Annotated in this window: 19 protein-coding genes; 15 read left to right on the top strand and 4 right to left on the bottom strand. The window is 35.9% G+C overall.

Going from position 1 to position 18,624, the window contains the following annotated elements; all coding sequences use genetic code 11:
• The first annotated feature begins 84 nt into the window (after positions 1–84).
• The 4 genes from QM524_RS03125 (at position 85) to QM524_RS03110 (ending at position 3,486) form a co-directional block, all read left to right on the top strand.
• The gene (locus tag QM524_RS03125) at positions 85–1,602 is read left to right on the top strand and encodes a serine hydrolase domain-containing protein (RefSeq protein WP_283343445.1); all 1,518 of its coding nucleotides are present in this window, start codon (positions 85–87) and stop codon (positions 1,600–1,602) included.
• A gap of 435 nt (positions 1,603–2,037) precedes the next feature.
• Positions 2,038–2,421 (top strand): DoxX-like family protein, encoded by a 384-nt coding sequence (locus QM524_RS03120; RefSeq protein WP_166576654.1) that lies wholly within the window; start codon positions 2,038–2,040, stop codon positions 2,419–2,421.
• Entirely contained in the window at positions 2,418–3,167 is a 750-nt protein-coding gene (locus tag QM524_RS03115) for a DUF2071 domain-containing protein (protein WP_283343444.1), read from the top strand. Before QM524_RS03120 ends, QM524_RS03115 begins: the two co-directional genes overlap by 4 nt.
• Before the next feature lie 118 nt (positions 3,168–3,285).
• A complete protein-coding gene (locus QM524_RS03110) occupies positions 3,286–3,486 on the top strand; it encodes a YgaP family membrane protein (RefSeq protein ID WP_283343443.1) in 201 nt (66 codons plus the stop codon).
• 54 nt (positions 3,487–3,540) lie between these two features.
• On the opposite strand, the gene QM524_RS03105 is transcribed toward QM524_RS03110, so the two are convergent.
• The 4 genes from QM524_RS03105 to QM524_RS03090 all read right to left on the bottom strand — a co-directional run bounded on the left by QM524_RS03105 (position 3,541) and on the right by QM524_RS03090 (position 10,092).
• A complete protein-coding gene (locus QM524_RS03105) occupies positions 3,541–4,842 on the bottom strand; it encodes a TolC family protein (protein ID WP_283343442.1) in 1,302 nt (433 codons plus the stop codon).
• A 51-nt stretch (positions 4,843–4,893) separates the two neighbouring features.
• Positions 4,894–7,983, bottom strand: a complete 3,090-nt coding sequence (locus QM524_RS03100) for an efflux RND transporter permease subunit (protein WP_283343441.1) — start codon at positions 7,981–7,983, stop codon at positions 4,894–4,896.
• A gap of 79 nt (positions 7,984–8,062) precedes the next feature.
• Positions 8,063–9,121: an efflux RND transporter periplasmic adaptor subunit gene (locus QM524_RS03095; protein ID WP_166576650.1), complete on the bottom strand. Its 1,059-nt coding sequence runs from the start codon at positions 9,119–9,121 to the stop codon at positions 8,063–8,065.
• A gap of 344 nt (positions 9,122–9,465) precedes the next feature.
• Entirely contained in the window at positions 9,466–10,092 is a 627-nt protein-coding gene (locus QM524_RS03090) for a class I SAM-dependent methyltransferase (protein ID WP_283343440.1), read from the bottom strand.
• Positions 10,093–10,166: 74 nt separating this feature from the next.
• On the opposite strand from QM524_RS03090, the gene QM524_RS03085 reads away from it, so the two are divergent.
• The 11 genes from QM524_RS03085 to QM524_RS03035 all read left to right on the top strand — a co-directional run bounded on the left by QM524_RS03085 (position 10,167) and on the right by QM524_RS03035 (position 18,604).
• On the top strand, positions 10,167–10,706 hold the full coding sequence (locus QM524_RS03085) for a helix-turn-helix domain-containing protein (RefSeq protein ID WP_283343439.1): 540 nt from the start codon (positions 10,167–10,169) through the stop codon (positions 10,704–10,706).
• A 13-nt stretch (positions 10,707–10,719) separates the two neighbouring features.
• Positions 10,720–11,910, top strand: coding sequence for a DUF6438 domain-containing protein (locus QM524_RS03080; RefSeq protein ID WP_283343438.1), 1,191 nt, complete (start codon positions 10,720–10,722; stop codon positions 11,908–11,910).
• 237 nt (positions 11,911–12,147) lie between these two features.
• A complete protein-coding gene (locus QM524_RS03075) occupies positions 12,148–12,621 on the top strand; it encodes a hypothetical protein (protein WP_283343437.1) in 474 nt (157 codons plus the stop codon).
• 112 nt (positions 12,622–12,733) lie between these two features.
• Complete coding sequence (locus tag QM524_RS03070) at positions 12,734–13,153, top strand: DUF4259 domain-containing protein (protein WP_283343436.1); 420 nt, start codon at positions 12,734–12,736, stop codon at positions 13,151–13,153.
• Positions 13,154–13,702: 549 nt separating this feature from the next.
• Entirely contained in the window at positions 13,703–14,026 is a 324-nt protein-coding gene (locus QM524_RS03065; protein ID WP_283343435.1) for a CPBP family intramembrane glutamic endopeptidase, read from the top strand.
• 269 nt (positions 14,027–14,295) lie between these two features.
• Entirely contained in the window at positions 14,296–14,913 is a 618-nt protein-coding gene (locus QM524_RS03060; RefSeq protein ID WP_283343434.1) for a DMP19 family protein, read from the top strand.
• Between the two features lie 218 nt (positions 14,914–15,131).
• Positions 15,132–15,551 carry a hypothetical protein gene (locus QM524_RS03055; protein WP_283343433.1) on the top strand — a complete coding sequence of 140 codons (420 nt, stop codon included), beginning with the start codon at positions 15,132–15,134 and terminating at the stop codon, positions 15,549–15,551.
• A 476-nt stretch (positions 15,552–16,027) separates the two neighbouring features.
• Positions 16,028–16,663 carry a hypothetical protein gene (locus tag QM524_RS03050; protein WP_283343432.1) on the top strand — a complete coding sequence of 212 codons (636 nt, stop codon included), beginning with the start codon at positions 16,028–16,030 and terminating at the stop codon, positions 16,661–16,663.
• 45 nt (positions 16,664–16,708) lie between these two features.
• The gene (locus QM524_RS03045; RefSeq protein ID WP_283343431.1) at positions 16,709–17,122 is read left to right on the top strand and encodes a hypothetical protein; all 414 of its coding nucleotides are present in this window, start codon (positions 16,709–16,711) and stop codon (positions 17,120–17,122) included.
• Positions 17,123–17,208: 86 nt separating this feature from the next.
• Positions 17,209–17,658 carry a hypothetical protein gene (locus QM524_RS03040; protein WP_283343430.1) on the top strand — a complete coding sequence of 150 codons (450 nt, stop codon included), beginning with the start codon at positions 17,209–17,211 and terminating at the stop codon, positions 17,656–17,658.
• Between the two features lie 106 nt (positions 17,659–17,764).
• Positions 17,765–18,604, top strand: coding sequence for a hypothetical protein (locus QM524_RS03035; RefSeq protein ID WP_283343429.1), 840 nt, complete (start codon positions 17,765–17,767; stop codon positions 18,602–18,604).
• Positions 18,605–18,624: the final 20 nt, after the last annotated feature.

The raw sequence follows: 18,624 nt of genomic DNA, 5'->3' as shown, positions 1-18,624 counted from the left end.
AAGGGCTTTGTTTTTGATTCGGCTAAATATATTTGTTTTTCAACACCTAAAAAGCTATTTTAGAGAAAAACTCAACATTAAAATATGCGCAACTTACCTCATCAACGAATTTTAGGAATAGCCTTGGGTCTAGGATTATTCTTCCAAACTCAAGCACAAACATTTGAAGAAAGAAAGCAGCAAGTTTCACAAGCTCTGCCTTTGGTAGACCAATTATTTAAAGAATATGCCGAAAAAAATCATTTCCCCGGCATGAGCTACGGTATTGTTTTAGATGGCAAACTAATTCATACCAAAGGAGTCGGCATGGCGAATCTTGAACAAAATATTCCTGCCACGCCACAATCTGCCTTTAGAATTGCAAGCATGACCAAAAGCTTGACGGCTATGGCCATCGTCAAACTTCGTGATGAAGGCAAGCTTCAGATGGACGATCCAGTTTGGAAATATGTGCCTGAAATGAAAAATCAGAAATATGCTACAAAAGATTCACCTACTATTACGGTCAGAAACCTTCTTACGCATTCAGCTGGTTTTCCTGAAGACAATCCTTGGGGTGATAGACAGTTAGGTATTTCAGAAAAAGAGTTTACGGATTTCCTAAAAAAAGGAATTAGCTTCTCAACCGCCGTTGATACTGAATACGAATACAGCAATTTAGGTTTTGCGCTATTGGGTGCTATCATCAAAAAAGTATCAGGAATAGCTTATCAGGAATACATCAATCAACAGATTTTAAAGCCATTAGGAATGAATCATACCTATTGGGAATACACGAAAGTTCCACAAAAAGAACTAGCCTTAGGCTACCGTTGGTTAGATGGCAAGTGGATTCCACAACCATTAGAACACGATGGCGTTTATGGCGCTATGGGCGGACTTATCACGACTATGGAGGATTATGGCAAATATGTGGCTTTCCATCAAGCTGCTTGGCCAACAAGTGATGCCCCCGAAGTGGGACCTATTAAAAGGAGTTCGGTACGAGAAATGCAAAAACCTTGGCAGTTTAATAACCTCAATGCCAACTACCAATATCAATCAGGGAAAAAATGTGCAATGGTAAGTGCGTATGGATACGGTTTACGTACCTCTGTTGACTGCGAAGGCCGTCGAATGGTAGGACATAGCGGGGGGCTGCCGGGCTTCGGAAGTCATTGGTATATCTTACAAGATTATGGTTTAGGCGTTGTTTCTTTTGCCAATAATACCTACTCACCGATGAGCTATATCAATATTCAAATTTTAGACACGCTTTTGGCTACAACCAAACTTGAACGTTATCCTATCCAACCCGCTAAGGTACTGGAAAAGAGATATGTACAGTTGGTAGATGCTGTCAAAAATTGGGAAAACGCTAAGAGTATGAATATTTTTGCTATAAACTTTTTCGACGATTACCCGATGTCAATTTTAGGAAAGGACACCAAAAACTTCCAAGAAAAAATTGGCAAGGTGGTCAAAATTCATCCGATTAAACCTCAAAACAAACTGAGAGGTAGTTTCATAGTGGAGGGAGAAAAAGGTAAATGCGAAATCAGCTTGACACTTTCACCAGAAACTCCAGCCTTAATTCAGGAATATCATTTTAGGGTTTTGTAGGCTTGTCTTTTAAAATTGAGTGAATTGAGAATGAGTGATTATTTTAACATTTGTATTCTAGCTGTAGAGACGCAATGATTGCGTCTTAGGCTAGGTAAAATTTGGTATAGTAGAAACAAAAAGCGGTAGAAAAATATTTTTCTACCGCTTTTTTGTTGAAAAATTACGAGGTTTCAACTGGCTTTAAACACAAAGTATTGCCTCTCTACCAGTAAAACTCTTCATTATTTCTCAACATTTATTAACTCATTCTATAGTTTAAGGAATCATAATAACCTTTAATGCAGAAAATCGTTCGAGAAATTTCTTTCTGAATCTCAATAAATGAGGTAAATTACAATTACTTTACGGAACAACGTTTTTTATCTATATCCGAAGTTCTGTTTTTTTGTATCAAAATTAGTCTTCTTGCCACCCATAAAAAGAAACTCCGCCATGACACAAGCTCTTCACGACTATTTTCGGCATTTTATTGCTACCGTTTGGCTACTGAATGGGCTTTATTGTAAAATTTTAGGGCAAGTTCCTAGACATGAACAGATTGTTGAAACTATCCTAGGGGCTACATATAGTCATGAACTCACTATCCTCATCGGCGTACTGGAAATATGCTTGGGAATCATTATTTATCTGAATATTCAAGCGAAATTTATCGCGATTTTTCAAATCGTGATCGTGATGACGATGAACCTTCTGGAATTTGCGTTGGCTCAAGAATGGCTATTATGGGGTGCATGGAATCTCCTTTTTGCCTCAATTTTTTGTCTACTGATCTATCTACATACCTTTGTATTTAAACCTATCGGCAAGCAAATATGAATATCTTCAAAAAGCTTCAATCACATCCTTTTCCTGTAGAAGCATTTTTCAATAAGTCAGTAGTTGTTACCTGTGCCGTTGAAAAGAGTATACTGGAGAAATTAATTCCAGCGCCATTACAACTTGATACTTTTCAAAATAATTGGGGATTTGTGGCTATGGCTTTGGTAGAAACTCAAAACCTGCGCCCGAAAGGATTTCCTGCTTTTTTAGGAAATGATTTTACACTTATTGGTTATAGGATTTTTGTGAGATATACTAACGAAAAAGGCAAAAGCTTACGAGGTTTGTTTATTCTGAAATCAGAAACGGATAAAAGAAAAATGGAGTTTCTGGGAAATATTTTCACCAACTACAAATACGAAACCATTGATATTCAGAATACTACACGACAAAATAGTATACTTTTTCAATCTAAACTTGGAGGTTTTAAAATACAGTATCATGAGGAGGATGTATCCAATATTGTATTACCTTCAAACTCTCCTTTTGCCGATTGGAAAGAAGCCAGACGCTTTGCGGGACCATTACCATTTACATTTTCGGTGGATGATGTTAATCGAGAAGTAATAATTGTGGAAGGGAAAAGATCATTTTGGGAGCCTAAACCCATACAAATTCAAGATTTTTCCTGCAAGTATATTAACCAACTAACGAAGAACCAATTTCAATTAGCCAGTGGATTTATCGTTAAAAATATACCTTACGAGTGGAAAGCTGGTAAGATAGAAGCGTACAGAATTTAGAATAAACTTCTCAAAAACAGGTTTTTATGTAACAATTATCACTGTATGACATAGGAATAATCGGGATATTTATGACATCATTTCAAACCCTTTTATATTCAACCAAACAATTCATACTATGAAAAAGAACATGGGAAGTACCGACAAATTAATTCGTGTCATAATTGCGATCATTATTGCTATATTGTACTTTACTGGAACGCTCACAGGTACCATTGGCATCATAGCACTGGTCATTGCAGGTGTATTTTTTGTGACAAGTTTAGTCAGTTATTGTCCACTTTATACCATTTTGGGCATATCTACTTGCAAGAAATAGAAAACAAAAAAGCCCTCCATCAAGAAGGGCTTTTCTTTTATCACTCAGAAAGAATTATAATTCAAGTTTGTACGCCAATTGCTTCAAATTAATTTCAGCGAGTTTCGCCGAGTAACTCAAATTATTCAAACGATAGCCAGAGTTTTCGAAACTTTGCTGAGCTAATTTCACATCCACAATCGTCGCTTGACCCAGCTTGAATTGGGTCATCACCACTTTAAGCAAGTTACTCGCCAATTCATAGTTTTGCTTTTCAGTTTCTAGCAATTTCAAGGCATTCGTGTAAGATTGCCACGCTTTTGTAGCATTAGCCTGATAATTTTGAATAAGCGTTTCCTTTTGGATTCTCGCAGTTTGAGTATTGATACCAGCGATTTGCACCTGTCGAGAGTTTACAGAACCCGTGTAAATTGGAACAGTCAAATTCAGTCCAAGAGAAGGTCCATAAGTTTGGTTCAATAAAGTCAAACCTGCTGCACTTTGGCTTCTAATATAACTTACCCCAGCGTTAAGATTTAGTGTTGGAGACATCCGTGCTTTGGCCTCTTTTTCTAAAAATTGATTAATCGTAATTTGTTGATCAGCCGCCATAATGTCAGGATGCGAGTTGATACTTGTTTTCAGCGCATCCCAGTCTAATTTCGCATCTACCAAAATGGTATCTTGAATCGCGATATTTGATTCTGTCTGTTGGGTCATTGCCCTTAACAAGTCGGTTTTGGCTTGTTCAATCACCAGCTTTTGAGATTGAATAGACTGAAGTTGCGAATTGACATCCAATTTTGCTTGAATCAAATCAGCATCATTTGACATCCCAACTGAGCGTCTTGATTCAATAATTGACAAACGTTGCTTAGAAACCTCCAAAGATTTTTCAAGAGTTGTTGAAAAATTTTGTTGCTGAACTACCGCATAATATTTCAACATTACATCAGCCAAAATTCCTTGAATAACACTATTCAACTGAGTTTGACTAAGTTTTTGAAGTTCGTCCAATCGCTTTCTGGTGGTCATAATTCTGTTGCCATTATACAACACCATTGTTCCCGTAATATTTACGTTAGTGTTATTAGCTGCCACATTTGGTCGATTTGTTGAGGTTCCATTACTCAACTCCTGGTTCAAACTTGTTACCTGTTGGGTATTGGTTGCACTACCATTTACCGTTGGCAAAGCCCCTGCCACTCCTCTATTATTATTGATGGTAGCAATATTTAAGGCATTTTTGGCAATTTGTATATCCAAACTATTCTTTAGCGCAGTATTTACCGCATCTGACAGAGTCACGCGGTCTTGGGCAATCATCCAAGTAGGCAGACAAGTCGCTAAGAAGATATAAGAAAGTCTTTTTTTCATTATTATTTCAATTCACATGAATAGGAACTAATTCGTTTGTATGAGTGAAATCTAAGCTTGTAATGCTTCCTCCTCGTCTGGCTCTGGTTGATGATCCTTTTTACCTGAAATAAAGGTATAAACTGCAGGAATCACCAAAAGAGTTAGAATTAGCGAGAATAAAATACCGCCTACCACTACAATACCCAAAGGAATACGGCTGGTAGCAGCAGCACCTAGAGACATAGCAATTGGTAAAGCACCCAAAGAAGTTGCCAAACTAGTCATTAAAATTGGACGCAAACGTTGAGCAGAGGCTTCTACTACGGCTTCGAAAATTGATAAACCTTCGGCACGTTTGTGATTGGCAAATTCAACAATTAGAATACCATTTTTAGTCACCAAACCAATCAACATAATCATACCGATTTGAGAGAAGATATTCAAGGTTTGATTAAAAATCCACAAACTTAACAACGCTCCTGCCAATGCCAAAGGTACCGTCAACATGATGGTCAATGGATCTTTAAAGCTTTCAAACTGTGCTGCCAAAAGCAAATAAATTAACACCAATGCCAAACCAAAAGCAAAACTGGTATTTGATGAACTTTCGGCATAGTCACGTGAAGGACCATTAAGCGCTGTTTGGAAAGTATTATCCAGCGTTTTTCCAGCAATTTTCTGCATCGCTTTCACACCGTCACCAATGGTTTTACCCTCTGCTAAGGAAGCAGATACAATCGCAGATTTCAGACGATTGAAGTGATAAATAGTAGAAGGGTTACTACTTTCTTCTAACTTCACAACGGCACTCAACGGAATTCTCTCAGCACGAGAATTAGTGACATATACATTTGTGATATCCAAAGGTTGCTTACGATCTGTTCTTTCTACCTGACCTATTACTTGATACTGACGACCATTCATCGTAAAATAAGCCAAACGACGACCAGAAAATGCGCCTTGAACTGCTGAAACGACATCTTGTGTTGTCAAACCTAAATCTTTGATTTTGATACGATCAAAGGTCATTAAGAGTTCGGGTTTATTAAACTTCAAGTTTACGTCAACGTTCTGAAAAGTTTTTTCATTACGAGCCTCTTCCAAGAATTTTGGCAATACCGTTTTAATCTTGTTCAAGTCTACGTTCTGAATTACAAACTGAACTGGCAATGAGCTTCTTGAACCAGAACCTACTGAAATTGTCTGCTCTTGTACGGCAAAAATACGTGCGTTATTGAACTGCGAAAGTTTCTCGTTAAGATCCTTGGCAATTTTTTGCTGGCTTCTTTTACGTTCGGTTGGAGGCACTAAACCTACACGAGCAATCGAAGAGTTGGTACCACCACTACCCCCAAAACCTGGCACTGCATTAAATACAAAGTCCATTTCAGGGACCGAATCGTTGAGGTAAGTCGTTAGTTCCTCTGCTACATTTTTTGTAAAGTCAAAACTAGAACCTTCTGGTGCCGTAATGGTAAAACGTACAGAGCTTTTATCTTCCATTGGTGCAATCTCAGACTGAATATCTTTTCCTATAAACCAAATGATACCTGCACAAACTACTACTATGACCCATGCCATCCAACGGATATTCATAAATCCTTTTAGCATTTTCTTGTAGCCATTTTCCATTCCCACAAAGAATGGTTCTGTCTTAAGATAGAACCAGCCATAAGAATGTTTCTTGCGACTCATGACTACATTAAGTACTGGTGTGATGGTCAGTGAAACAAAGGCCGAAATTAATACAGCACCTGCTACCACGATACCAAATTCACGGAATAAGCTACCTACAAAACCTTGCAAGAAAATCACGGGTAAAAACACAACCGCCAAAGTCAAGGATGTAGAAATAACGGCAAAGAAGATTTCCTTACTACCCTCCAAAGCCGCCTTACGAATCGGCATACCTTCTTCGAGTTTACGGAAAATATTTTCGGTAACAACAATACCATCATCCACTACCAAACCTGTTGCCAATACAATACCCAATAAAGTCAATACGTTGATTGAGAAACCTGCCCAGTACATCACAAAGAAAGTGGCAATCAATGAAATTGGGATATCGACCAAAGGACGAATAGCAATAAGCCAATCACGGAAGAACAAGAAAATAACGATGATTACCAAGCCTAATGAAATAATCAAAGTTTCTTCTACCTCTTTCAAGGAGTTACGAACGTTTTTGGTGTTATCTATCAATAGTTTAAACTCGATATCCGATTTGTTTTCCTTTTTGATTTCTTCTAATCTTTTGTAAAACTCATCTGCGATATCAATATAATTTGCACCTGGTTGAGGAACAAGCGCCATACCAACCGCAGGAACACCATTGAATTTCCAAGAAGTTTCTAAGTTTTCAGGTCCCAATTCTATTTCAGCGATATCTCCCAAGCGTACAATTCCATCTGCATCCTGACGAATAATCAAATCACGAAATTGTTGTTCTGAAGTCAAACGCCCCATGGCACGTATCGTCATTTCTGTTCCTGCACCATATATTTTACCCGCTGGAATCTCTACGTTTTCACGAGAAAGAGAAGTCTGTAAATCAGTAAATGAAATGTTGTGTGAGTTCATCAAATCAGGCTTCAACCACAAACGCATTGCGTAACGTTTTTGACCTAAAATATTAATCCCACTTACATCATTGATAGTTTGGAAACGTTGTTGCAAAACGTTTTCCGCATAATCACTTAATTCTAATAAGCTTTTTGACTTACTCTGAATCGCCAACAATAAGATAAAATCAGAGTTGGCATCGGCTTTAGAAACCACTGGAGGAGCATCAATATCCTGTGGAAGGTTACGAGAAGCTTGCGCAGCTTTGTCACGCACATCACTGGCGGCAGCCTCGAGGTCAGAGCCAAGGTTAAATTCGACCGTAATCGTACTACGACCTAGCGTACTTGAAGAGGTAATAGAGCGAATACCAGGGATACCATTAATCTCTTTTTCGAGAGGCTCGGTAATTTGGTTTTCGATAATGTCGGGGTTAGCACCTGTATAAGAAGTCGAAACCGTCACAATCGGAGGGTCAATCGCAGGATAATCCCTCACCGACAAAAATGAAAATCCTACTGCACCAAAAAGTACAATCAAGATATTCATCACGGTAGCAAAGATGGGTCTCTTTAGTGATAATTCTGAAATATTCATAAAATTAATCTAATGCTTTAGTAAACAAATCATACTGTTGTTTGGATGAATCACGGGGTATTGTTTCAGCGTAAATTGATTATTTATCTGATCTCTCAACTTTTCTTACTTTTACCTCTTTTCCGTCACGAGCAAACAATACTCCACCAACTACCACAGTATCACCCATACTTACACCACTTTTAATTTCTACAAATTCTTCTGTACGTACCCCCGTTGTTACATCTGTAAATACGGCTTTACCATTTTTCACTAATACCAATTTCTTATTTTTATCATCTGGAATTACTGCATTGGTTGGAATCATAATACTGTTTTTATCTACAGCACTATTAATATAAACCTTAGCAAATGTTCCTGGGTTGGCATTGCATTTTTGAAGAATTGCACGCACTTGAATATTTCGAGTAGTCAAATTGATTTGTGGCTCTACAGCAATAACATTTGCTTTGCAACGGGTTTTGCCTCCAGCATCTATTTCCACATCTACAACAGAGCCTTTTTTGATTGCAGTAGAATATTCTTCAGGTAAAGTAAAGTCAACTTTTAGCACAGACGTTTGTTGAATCGTAGCAATAATGGTCGTTGGAGTTACGTAGGCACCATTACTTACTTTTCTCAAACCAACTGTACCAGCAAAAGGAGCTTTTAGGACAGTTTTCTCCAAAAGAGCCTGCGTATATACCATATCGGCTTTTAAGGAATTAACGGTATTCAAGGCTGCATCATAATCAGCTTGGTTGATACCATTGACTGCCAATAATTTCGACAAACGTTGTTCTGTTTTCTCAGCCAATTCTAACTGCACCTTTTGCTTTAGCAATTGTGCCTGCAAATCGCCATCATAAATTTTGGCAATGATCGTACCTTTGGCAACGGTTGTACCTTCTGGAACATTGAGGAAAGTTAGGCGTCCACTAATTTCAGGATGTAGTTCTACGTATTCATTTGCAACCACCGAACCGTTTGCCTCAATAACGTTGGCAACTGACTCTGGATAAGCCACTACGACATCTACGATTACAGGCTTATCTTCTTTCTTGCCTGATTCCTCTTTTTTCTTGCTATGACAACCAGCCATCAGTAAGCACAATGCTACTGCAACCTTTGGGGTTAGTGGAGAGAAATGTGTCTTCATATTTGAATGTAACTATTTATTTGGTCTTTTAATTTGAGGGTCTATTATATAAGTTTTGAATGATGAATGATGAGTTTTGAATTTAGCCTGGTAAATAATAAACCCAACCCACACCATACTATCATTGTAAAGTTTCTTTTTTACCTTTTCTTCTAACTACGATATCTATTTAGTCAATTTTAAAACTCAAAACTCCTTAATCAAAACTCCGATTTTTTTGTTTAATTTGTCCAACTTACTAAATTTCAGGAAACTTACTGACCGCTTTTATACGAAATTGAGTTTTATTTCGCCCAACGCCTTATAATATCCGACATGATTTTAGCAAAATCGTTTTCAAACCCTTAATCCCCTTTTTGCCATACTTGGGCTTTTACATAGCCATTCATCCATTCCTCGGAATGCGTGAGTGTGAGCTTATTTTGCGATAACAATTTAGGATAGTCAGCCAATTCAGCATTGGTTACACCGCTAACCATTCTAAAAAAAGTGTACATTATTTTGGTAAGGAAAGTAAAAAACAAATGAGAGGTTGGGAAAAAATCCACCAATAACCAAAATCCTGATGGCTTAAGAACATAAACCAAGGGTGAAACAATATGTTTATCAAGCCATGGCTCAGGAAATAAATCTAAGAAAAATGGTGTAAAAACGATGTCAAAACTTCCGTATTCCTTAAACTGCTCCTCTCCCCCACATACCCATACAATCGGGCTGTTGGTGGATACCTGTTTTTTGCTCAAAGAAATCATTTCGGCAGATTTTTCGATATATACTATTTCAGAAGGCTCGCAAATCTGAAGTAATTCGGGCAAAATCCAACCTGTACCACCGCCTACCAAAAGTATCCGTTGATGTTTTGGTATCTTTGACAAAAGACTGATTTGGGCTATACGTAGCCTGTCACCAAAGATTAGTTTACTTAAAAAGTCATAATAGGGAGCGATAAAGTCAAAATTTTTGTTTTTCATCCAATGAGCCTATTAACGAGATAGGCATTAATTTAGTGACGGAATCTCCTACAAGGAACCATTTTAATCAAGATATGACAAAGGTATATATAAAAAATATGGTTTGTGACCGCTGCAAATACGTTGTTCGACAAGTGTTTGAACAATCCAACGTATTTCCAGTAACGGTAGAATTAGGTTTGGTCGAAACCGCTCAATCTTTGACCTCTGAAGAGCAACAACATATCTTCACAAAGTTGGAGGAGTTTGGTTTTGAGATATTGGCCGATAAGCAAGCACAAACTGTCAGCCAAATCAAGGCATTTATCACCGATTATTTACAAACCGAAATACCCGTAGATACAACTCTAAAGTTCTCGGTATTGTTGGCTGATAAAATAGGAAAAGACTACAAAGTGCTCAGTCAGCTATTTTCAGAATCTGAACATCAGACCATTGAGCAATATTTGATAGAACAAAAAATCCAAAAAGCCAGCGAACTCCTCACCTACAACCAACTCAATATTAGCGAAATAGCCAACCAATTAGGATACAGCAGTGTACAACATCTATCAAATCAATTTAAGAAAGTGAAAGGTGTTACGCCTAGTGAGTTTAGAAGGGAGGGGAAGTGAGTTTGAATCAAATATGAAAGTTTTAGAATGCATTATTTACTTACCAGAGAATATAAAAAGTTCGTATACACGAATATCACCTATTACAGGTAAACAGATGAAAATGAAAAGCATAAAAATAATTCTGGCGATTCTGGTTCTACTTTCTTGTGAGACAAAAAAGTCTAGTAAACTTAGAAAGGATATTATTGGAGAATGGACTTTTGTAAAAGAGGTAGATGCTAGATTATCAAATAATGATAATTTACCTCCTCCTCTCCCAATTCCTTTAGGATATATTTTCTTCCCCAACAATACTTGTGAAAATAAATTCGGGTTTTATAAGAAGTTTGATCACGACCGAACAAAGATCTATTATCTTGGAAACAGAACACGTTATAAAATCGATGGAAATAAACTGAAGATATTTGATTTGTCAGGAAACAAATGGTACATCCAAAAAATCGTTTCAATAACTGAAGACACTTTGACAGTTCAAGTTAGAGATAGCGTATTTTCAAAGTTTGTAAGAGCAAAATATAAAATCGATCCCAATGAAAATTATGATAAAATTATAGTCTCAACCTCGGGCTGTATGGGACCTTGTCCTCAACTAGATATTAGCATTGAAAAAAACGGAGATGTGTTATTTTTTGGTAAATTTAACACTACAGTCCAAGGAATGTTTTATTCTAAGATTACAGCGGAGGACTATTCCAATATTGAAGAAAATTTTAAAAAGGCTGACCTAAAGAACATAAGGAATAATTATGAAGCAAATTTGGCAGATGATGAGACAATAACAGTTACTTTTATTAAAAACCAAAAAATTATTAAATCAATTACAGATAACGGACATCAATCTCCACCCATGTTAATTTGGGCATATACATCAATTAGATATTTATATCAACATATCAGGCTAAAACCCTTTCAAAAAAAAGGTATGATTATGCCAATCCAGCCCATACTTTTCGAAACTGAAAAACAAAGTTGTGACCTAACCAAATCTGAAAGCTTTTACCTGTTGACAGAAATTCTTAGAGGAAAAGTAGTTAAGGCGAGGTTTGAGCCAAAGTATATGATTAAATTTTGGAACGCTGAAGGTAAAAAAGAAGTATTGTTGACTGATGGTAAACTATACAAGCGCAAAGAGAAAACTATTGATATTGGATATAATTTCATCGAACAAAACAACTTGAAATTTACCATTAAGAATGACTAAGAACAAAGAGCATCAATTGCTTTTGCTGGATTCCAATCCAACAATCAAATTATTTAGGAAATTATCCTAAATTTGGACAAAGCCATTCTGAACCCAAATGAAATGTAGAATTTTCTATATTTTGTTAATTGAAAAACTTCAAGGAAGGGTTGATTTGAGTTTTATAGTATTTCATTTTAAACAAAAATCTACAGTAAAAAAAACGATTTTTACAACCTTAAACCGACATGCATAATTGTGAATTGGATAATCAGAAATACCCGTAAACTCAAATTTCATACAAATTTAAAAGTTTTGTTGGAGCCTATTCAGGATGAAATTAGTAATCTAAAGTGGATAATCTCAGATTTAGAGTTGAACACTGACCAACTAAAATATCTACCAATTAATCATGACAAAGACTGGTTTTTAATCTCTGCAGAAGAAATGAATGTTCTACGTAAAACAGAAATTCAAATAATTTGGGGCGTATTTGTTGGAATTCTTAAAACTCAAGAAATTGAGCCTTCACAAATTGATTTACCTTTTGCTGATGGAAATGGTCAAATATGGAAAAATGGTAATCTACAGGTGGAGCGGGCAAAGATTGAAATAATTGCTTGGGATAGTTCATACACCATCGTTAAGTTCACTGACCCTAGTATGTCCGAAAAATTTAAAGCCTATTTTCAGGAAGCAATCGAGTTAGAAAGGTATAAATGGAAAAACTAAGTGTGTTGTATCCTTTCTAAAAAAGAACTTCACTGTATATCCTATTTATAAAAGCATTCTTTTGCAAACATTAAAACAATATTTAACCTTTAACAATTTAACTTAAAAATTTATGGGAGCTTGGGGATTCAAGTATTATGAAGATGATGACGCTTATGATTTTATGGACGAAATCGAAGCATCCGAAAGTCCAAAAGAATTGATTGAAGATGCCTTGGATACTGCCTTGGAATCTGACTTTATTGACACAACAGAGGGAAATGCGGTTATTGTTTCTGCCACTTATATTGACAGTCAGACAAACGGCACAAAGTTCTCTGAAAGTGAAAGGGGGGAAATATTAGACGTTGACTCTTTTCCTGACAGAAATCCAAACATAGACCTGTCTGACCTAAAAGAGAAGGCGGTGATTGCCTTAGAGAAAATATTGGGTGAGGATTCTGAACTTAAGGAACTTTGGCAAGAGAATGAAGAGGATTATCCTTTTTGGAGACAAGGGATAGAGCAACTCATTGAAAGGTTGAACAAATAATATTTCATTGCTAGTGCTGGATTCTTATCCAGCACTCATTTTTCTAAGGCTTCAAGCCTATACTCTATTTCTCTTTGGTTATATCTATTAATCTCAATCCTTCGAATCAGCTTGGCACTATATTTTTCTAATTACTACACGTTCTTAGGCTTAACTAGAATCCTCTTAGAAAGCATTTTGCCAGCTTTAATTTTATTTCCATTTCTCCTACTTTTGGCAAAAAACCAGACGAAAGTAAAGTCCATTATTATCCTTGTGCTTATCTTTTGGGTCTATCAAATTATATTGAAAGCTCAAACTCAACACATACAAATCATTCATAGTAAATGGAATTGGACAGGAAAAATCTTTACAATTACTTTTGGAACTTGCGTGTACTACCTAATTAGAGCAAGGCTAAAACCATTTGATTTTATTGGATTTAAAAAGGAATCAATTTTTCTCAAAAGGCCACTCATAGTAGCAAGCTTACCTATTTTATTAGCTTTCTTCTCTTATTTTAATCCAAAAACAGAATATGACTTCGAAACATTATTGTACTAGTCAACGATGCCAGGGATTGATGAAGAAATTATGTTTAGATCTGTCCTTTTAGGTATTATGCTGAATGCCTTAAAAGCAAGAATTTCTTTTTTCAACCTATCTATTAGAAATCCAAGTCTCATCCTAAATGGACTGTTATTTGGTTTGGTTCATGGGCTTCAGATTACAGAAGAACTAGACGTAAATTTTGATTACCTAATGGGGTTAGGCACCTTTTTCTATGGTTATTTGTATGGTTGGATAACTATTCAAAGCAGGAGTATTTTGTTGGGAGTGTTTTCTCATAACTTTAGCAATGTATTAATACACCTCATCCCAATGATTAAGTAACTAAAGAATTTCAAGCGTTTTCTATCAATAAAAACCTATTGGAGATAAAAAATACAATTCAATATAAAAGTAGTTTTGGTCTGCGATGTAAAAGAAATATCTTTAGTACCTAAATAGAGTATCTTATTATTCAACATAAATCACGATAAACACACTTATTTCTTATGTCTCAAGTAGCAGAGTTTGATTGGTTAAATTGGCTTCTAAATCTAGTATTAGCGTATTATATAGGTAGTTTCATTTGGGAATTTCTAAAAAAATATTTTGTAATGGTACGTCTTTTCGATATTGAAAAAGGGAATCAAAATGAATTGATTCATTTTGTAACCATTTCAAAACAACAACTTGAAAATATTCAAACCACATATCAGTGGGAATCCTATGATGAATACGACAATCGAGTAACAGAATACATGGAATTGCTATTAGATAACCTAACGCAAAAACATAAAGGAAAAGAGACGTCAAATCTATTTTGGAAAGAGCTTACCAGAGGACAAAAAATCTTTTGGTCCTTTTTAGCATTTTCGGGAGAAGTAGATAATGGTGGGGTAAACCAATTTTTACATAACAAGGGCGAACATTTGAATGCGGTCAGACAAGTGATGGTTGAGCTAAATCAGACAGAGCTTTTGAAACTCTATGATAATTTCCTAGCAGAACTTAAGAAAAATAGTTTAAAAATGAATTGGTACCTTAGCTTATCTCAAACTACTATTCTGAGTAAAAACCAAAGACACAGAGCCTATTTGAAAAGTCTTGAACTACTAGATTCTCCAGAAGAGCTAAATGACTATTTTTATTCAGACGAGTGCAGACTCCAGTGGGACAAGGCGATGAGTGACTATATTGAAAGTAATTTACAACAGTTTGCCCTCATAAATTAATAGGAGATAATAAATACCTTTTACACGCAACAGTTTTAGGCAGTAAAAAAGAGGAAGCATTTCAATAAATTGAGGAGGTTGATGGCTTTTTTACTGTCTGTTACTAACAAATCACCTATTTATTAAATTATTCGTTCTCAACACTAGACAGATTCCCATTTCGATATTTATTGCTAATTTTCCAAAGTTCTTATTAATTCCTCAACCCATTCTGTCAGATGAAATTTACACCTTATTCTTTATTTGCCATTACTTCAACGCTTTTATTGGGTCTTGGTACTATATTTGCCTCGCGAACATTTGATATTATCTTACACGATTCCTTTTACGTAATAGGATATCTTCCCATCTCCATCTCATTTAGCCTCATTTCAGGATTGATGGCGCTAATCTATTTTATACTACAAAAAACTGGAAAACGTATAAATCAAAAGATAGGATTTTGGCATTGGAGTCTTTTTAATTTTGGATGGGTTCTTTTAGCCATTTCCTTCAATTTGGAACAATTAATCAAAAATTACAATGTGGTCGAATATGCAATTATGGGGTTATTGTTAGGTGGTTTGACTACGTTTTTGATCAGTTTTCTGACCTTCGCTTTTGGCGTTTTCAAAGCTTTTAGAAATAAAGATATGTAAACTTTTTCGCTACGGTTGAATAAATTCATCAGCTAAGTGGAATCTTTCGTTCAGAACTATATTACTATTATTGATAGCACTAAACCCATGATACACTTTATCCAGAGTATCTTTTTCTTCTAATTATTAACTTGGTGTTTCTAATCTGATGTTCACACCATTTTGGGATATTACTAAAGGAAGACAATCTTTGGTTTGGACCAACGGACGTCTGAGGTTTTAGACAAACGGTACTTCGTATCTGGCATGACAATAGGTAGACTTCAAAATTCTAAGTAGTACATGCTTGAGAAACCCTAACTTTTCTTCCCTATTGTTGTAATACTAAAGCCTATTTTGATATATTTGGAGTATAATAAAACTACCTATTTTAAATTTCCTCTTACTTCACACCAATCACAAAAACCTCTAGCTATGCTTTACATCCGTCAAATAAGAATAATGCTATTATTCTTCGCTATTCTAGGTATAAACCTTTGTTTGGACAAACCGTAAAAGTAAAATCCGACTCCACCAAATTCAATAAAATAGTCTTCGAAAATACTAGCTCGTTTCAATTTGATGGCACAAAGCCTATTGGAAAAGGTTGGGATATTTTAGAGAAGCAATTTCCTGATAATCAATTTGTCGCATGGGGAGAATATCATAATTCAAAGCAGCTTTCGCAATTATCAAGCTATGTACTTGAAGCGGCTTCAAAAAATGGATTTAAAAATTGGTGCGTCGAAACAAGTCCGTTTGTCGCAAAAGAACTGAAGCAAATTTCAAGAACAAAAAATCCCGTTGATAGCATAATCAAGTTGTCAAAAGACAAAGGGAAATATGGTACCTTTCCTTTCTTCCGAACCAAGGAAGATGCAGAAATGCTAGTAGTTGCCAACAAATACAATTACAATATTTGGGGTATCGACCAAGAATATCAAATGGCGTTTACCTACGTAATCAATAAGGCATTTCATTTGCAATCTCCCAATTTTAAAGCAAGATATCAGGCGGTGTATGACAGCCTAATCGCTAAATGGTGGATGCCCAAAGTTAAGTTGCTCGACAGCTTAAAAAAGGGAATTACTCAACCAGAACTAAAGGCAGCGCTCGAGGATATTAAAATTTAAAGAACTATTTATTATGAAGACAATAACCTCATGAGGGCGACGCTCATGAAAAAGAATTTTTATCAGTATTACGACCATACCAAGGACAAAAATAAAAAAGTCTTTTTCAAATTAGGTGCCAATCATCTTGCCAAAGGGCAGAATTTGTCAACACATTTATATGACCTTGGTAACGCTGTCTTCGAACTTTCACAGCATAATCAAACCAATTTTGCCAATATATTTTTCTTAAACAGATATTATATTACCGAAAAAGGAGAACTCATCGATGATTTAGAGGACCCAGATGGGGAATATCCAAAAGAGTTTTTGAAATTATACCAGAAAGACCAATGGGTAGTGGTGGATATGCGCCCCTTGAAAGTAAGGTATAAAAACGACAAAACATTGAGCGAGGCGACATATCAAATTATGGATAAATATGATTTTATCGTTGTCTCACCAGAGGTTATGAAGTAAAAAAGACATAATTGCTCAAAATAGATGATTTCTTAAGTGTATTAGCCAGTAAAATATTCTCATCTTAAAACCTTAGAAAAATTACCATGAAGCCAATTAATAGCACTTTACTCCTAGGAATTTTTCTGTTTGTAACCTATTCCAGCTGTGAGAGAGCGAACACAATCCCACAGGAAAATGAAAAAGTTATTGAAGTTCAAACTGGCAAAGAGACCACCATACAATTCAACGACAATACCTATGTCTTTACGCTCAAGTCTGTAGATGATGCGCGTGTACCTGATTGCAATCTTCACTATGGCAGCTTATTGCCAGCGAAGTTGAGTATAGAGGTAAATAAACAAACTTACAATTATGAGTTTTTTAGCTGTAAACTTGATGAAGAATTTAGCTGGACCGAGCTTAACAATCGACCAGAATCAATCAAAGAAACAAAGACTATAAATGATCACACTGAATTCAGGGTATCAAAAGTTTCGACAACGAATCAAAAGGATCTCGGTGCAAGCATTCGAATTATCTTACGTAACAAATAGCGTTGAAATTATATGAAATATCTTTGATGGTGCTGGTAGCCAGTCCAGCACTTTTAATAACTTTAGAAGTTAAATTCTGAAATCCTTGAAACAAAAATCTAACACCTTGAAAACTATTATCTATCCATTGGCACTTCTTCTAAGCTCCTGTTTACAAGATAACTACATCGCCAACCCAAATGATTATCCAGCTTCATGGATACCTAATATCTTGGATAAATTTCAAGAAGGTCGAAATCGATTTGAAGCAATAAGTATGACATTTCCAGAAAACTTAATCCTATTTTCTGGTACACTCTCGGATAGCCTACATTTTAGTCTGAACAGCATTTTACTTTGTAGACAACCAGCAAGCAAACCTCCTTTCAAACAAGATGCCTTTAAAACAGGGCTACAAATCACCGTATGTCCGACACAAAATCTGGGCATGTTTGAAGATATTGATTCCATTCCTCCTGCCCCGCAATTCCTTGAAAAAAGTACGGAAATCGACAGCCTTGCTACGATTAGGGATTACAACAAATGGATTTCAAGAAAAAGGAATTTGATACAAGCAATTCCAGTAATCATTTGTAATGCAGGAGTTGAAAAAATCTTACTTGAACAACAAGATAAAAAACTGACGATGATTCAAGAAGCCAAGGATGAATTAGGTAACTGGAGACCTATTGAATATTGGATTTTTCCAAGGTGTGGTTATAGCCGTGCACCTATTGAACTCTTTCCAAATGATTTGATTTTAACCAGAATAATTCGATATAAGGGTGATTTTGAAACAGATCTTAGATTAAAATTAAGGAGCAATCTGCATGTGTATTATTCTAATAGCTACCGCGGGACAATTCATAAAAGCCAATTCAATTTACCCGAAAGAGTACAGCGAAATTATTCGGAAGATGGCAAGATTGGTAAACACACCTCAGATATGTTTTTTCTAAATTATTAGGTAGTTTTACAAAGTTGCTT

The organism is Flectobacillus roseus (assembly GCF_030056595.1).
Classification (GTDB): Bacteria; Bacteroidota; Bacteroidia; order Cytophagales; family Spirosomataceae; genus Flectobacillus; species Flectobacillus roseus.
Note: the sequence above shows the minus strand (reverse complement) of the source record. Positions and strands in the feature narration are given on the sequence as shown.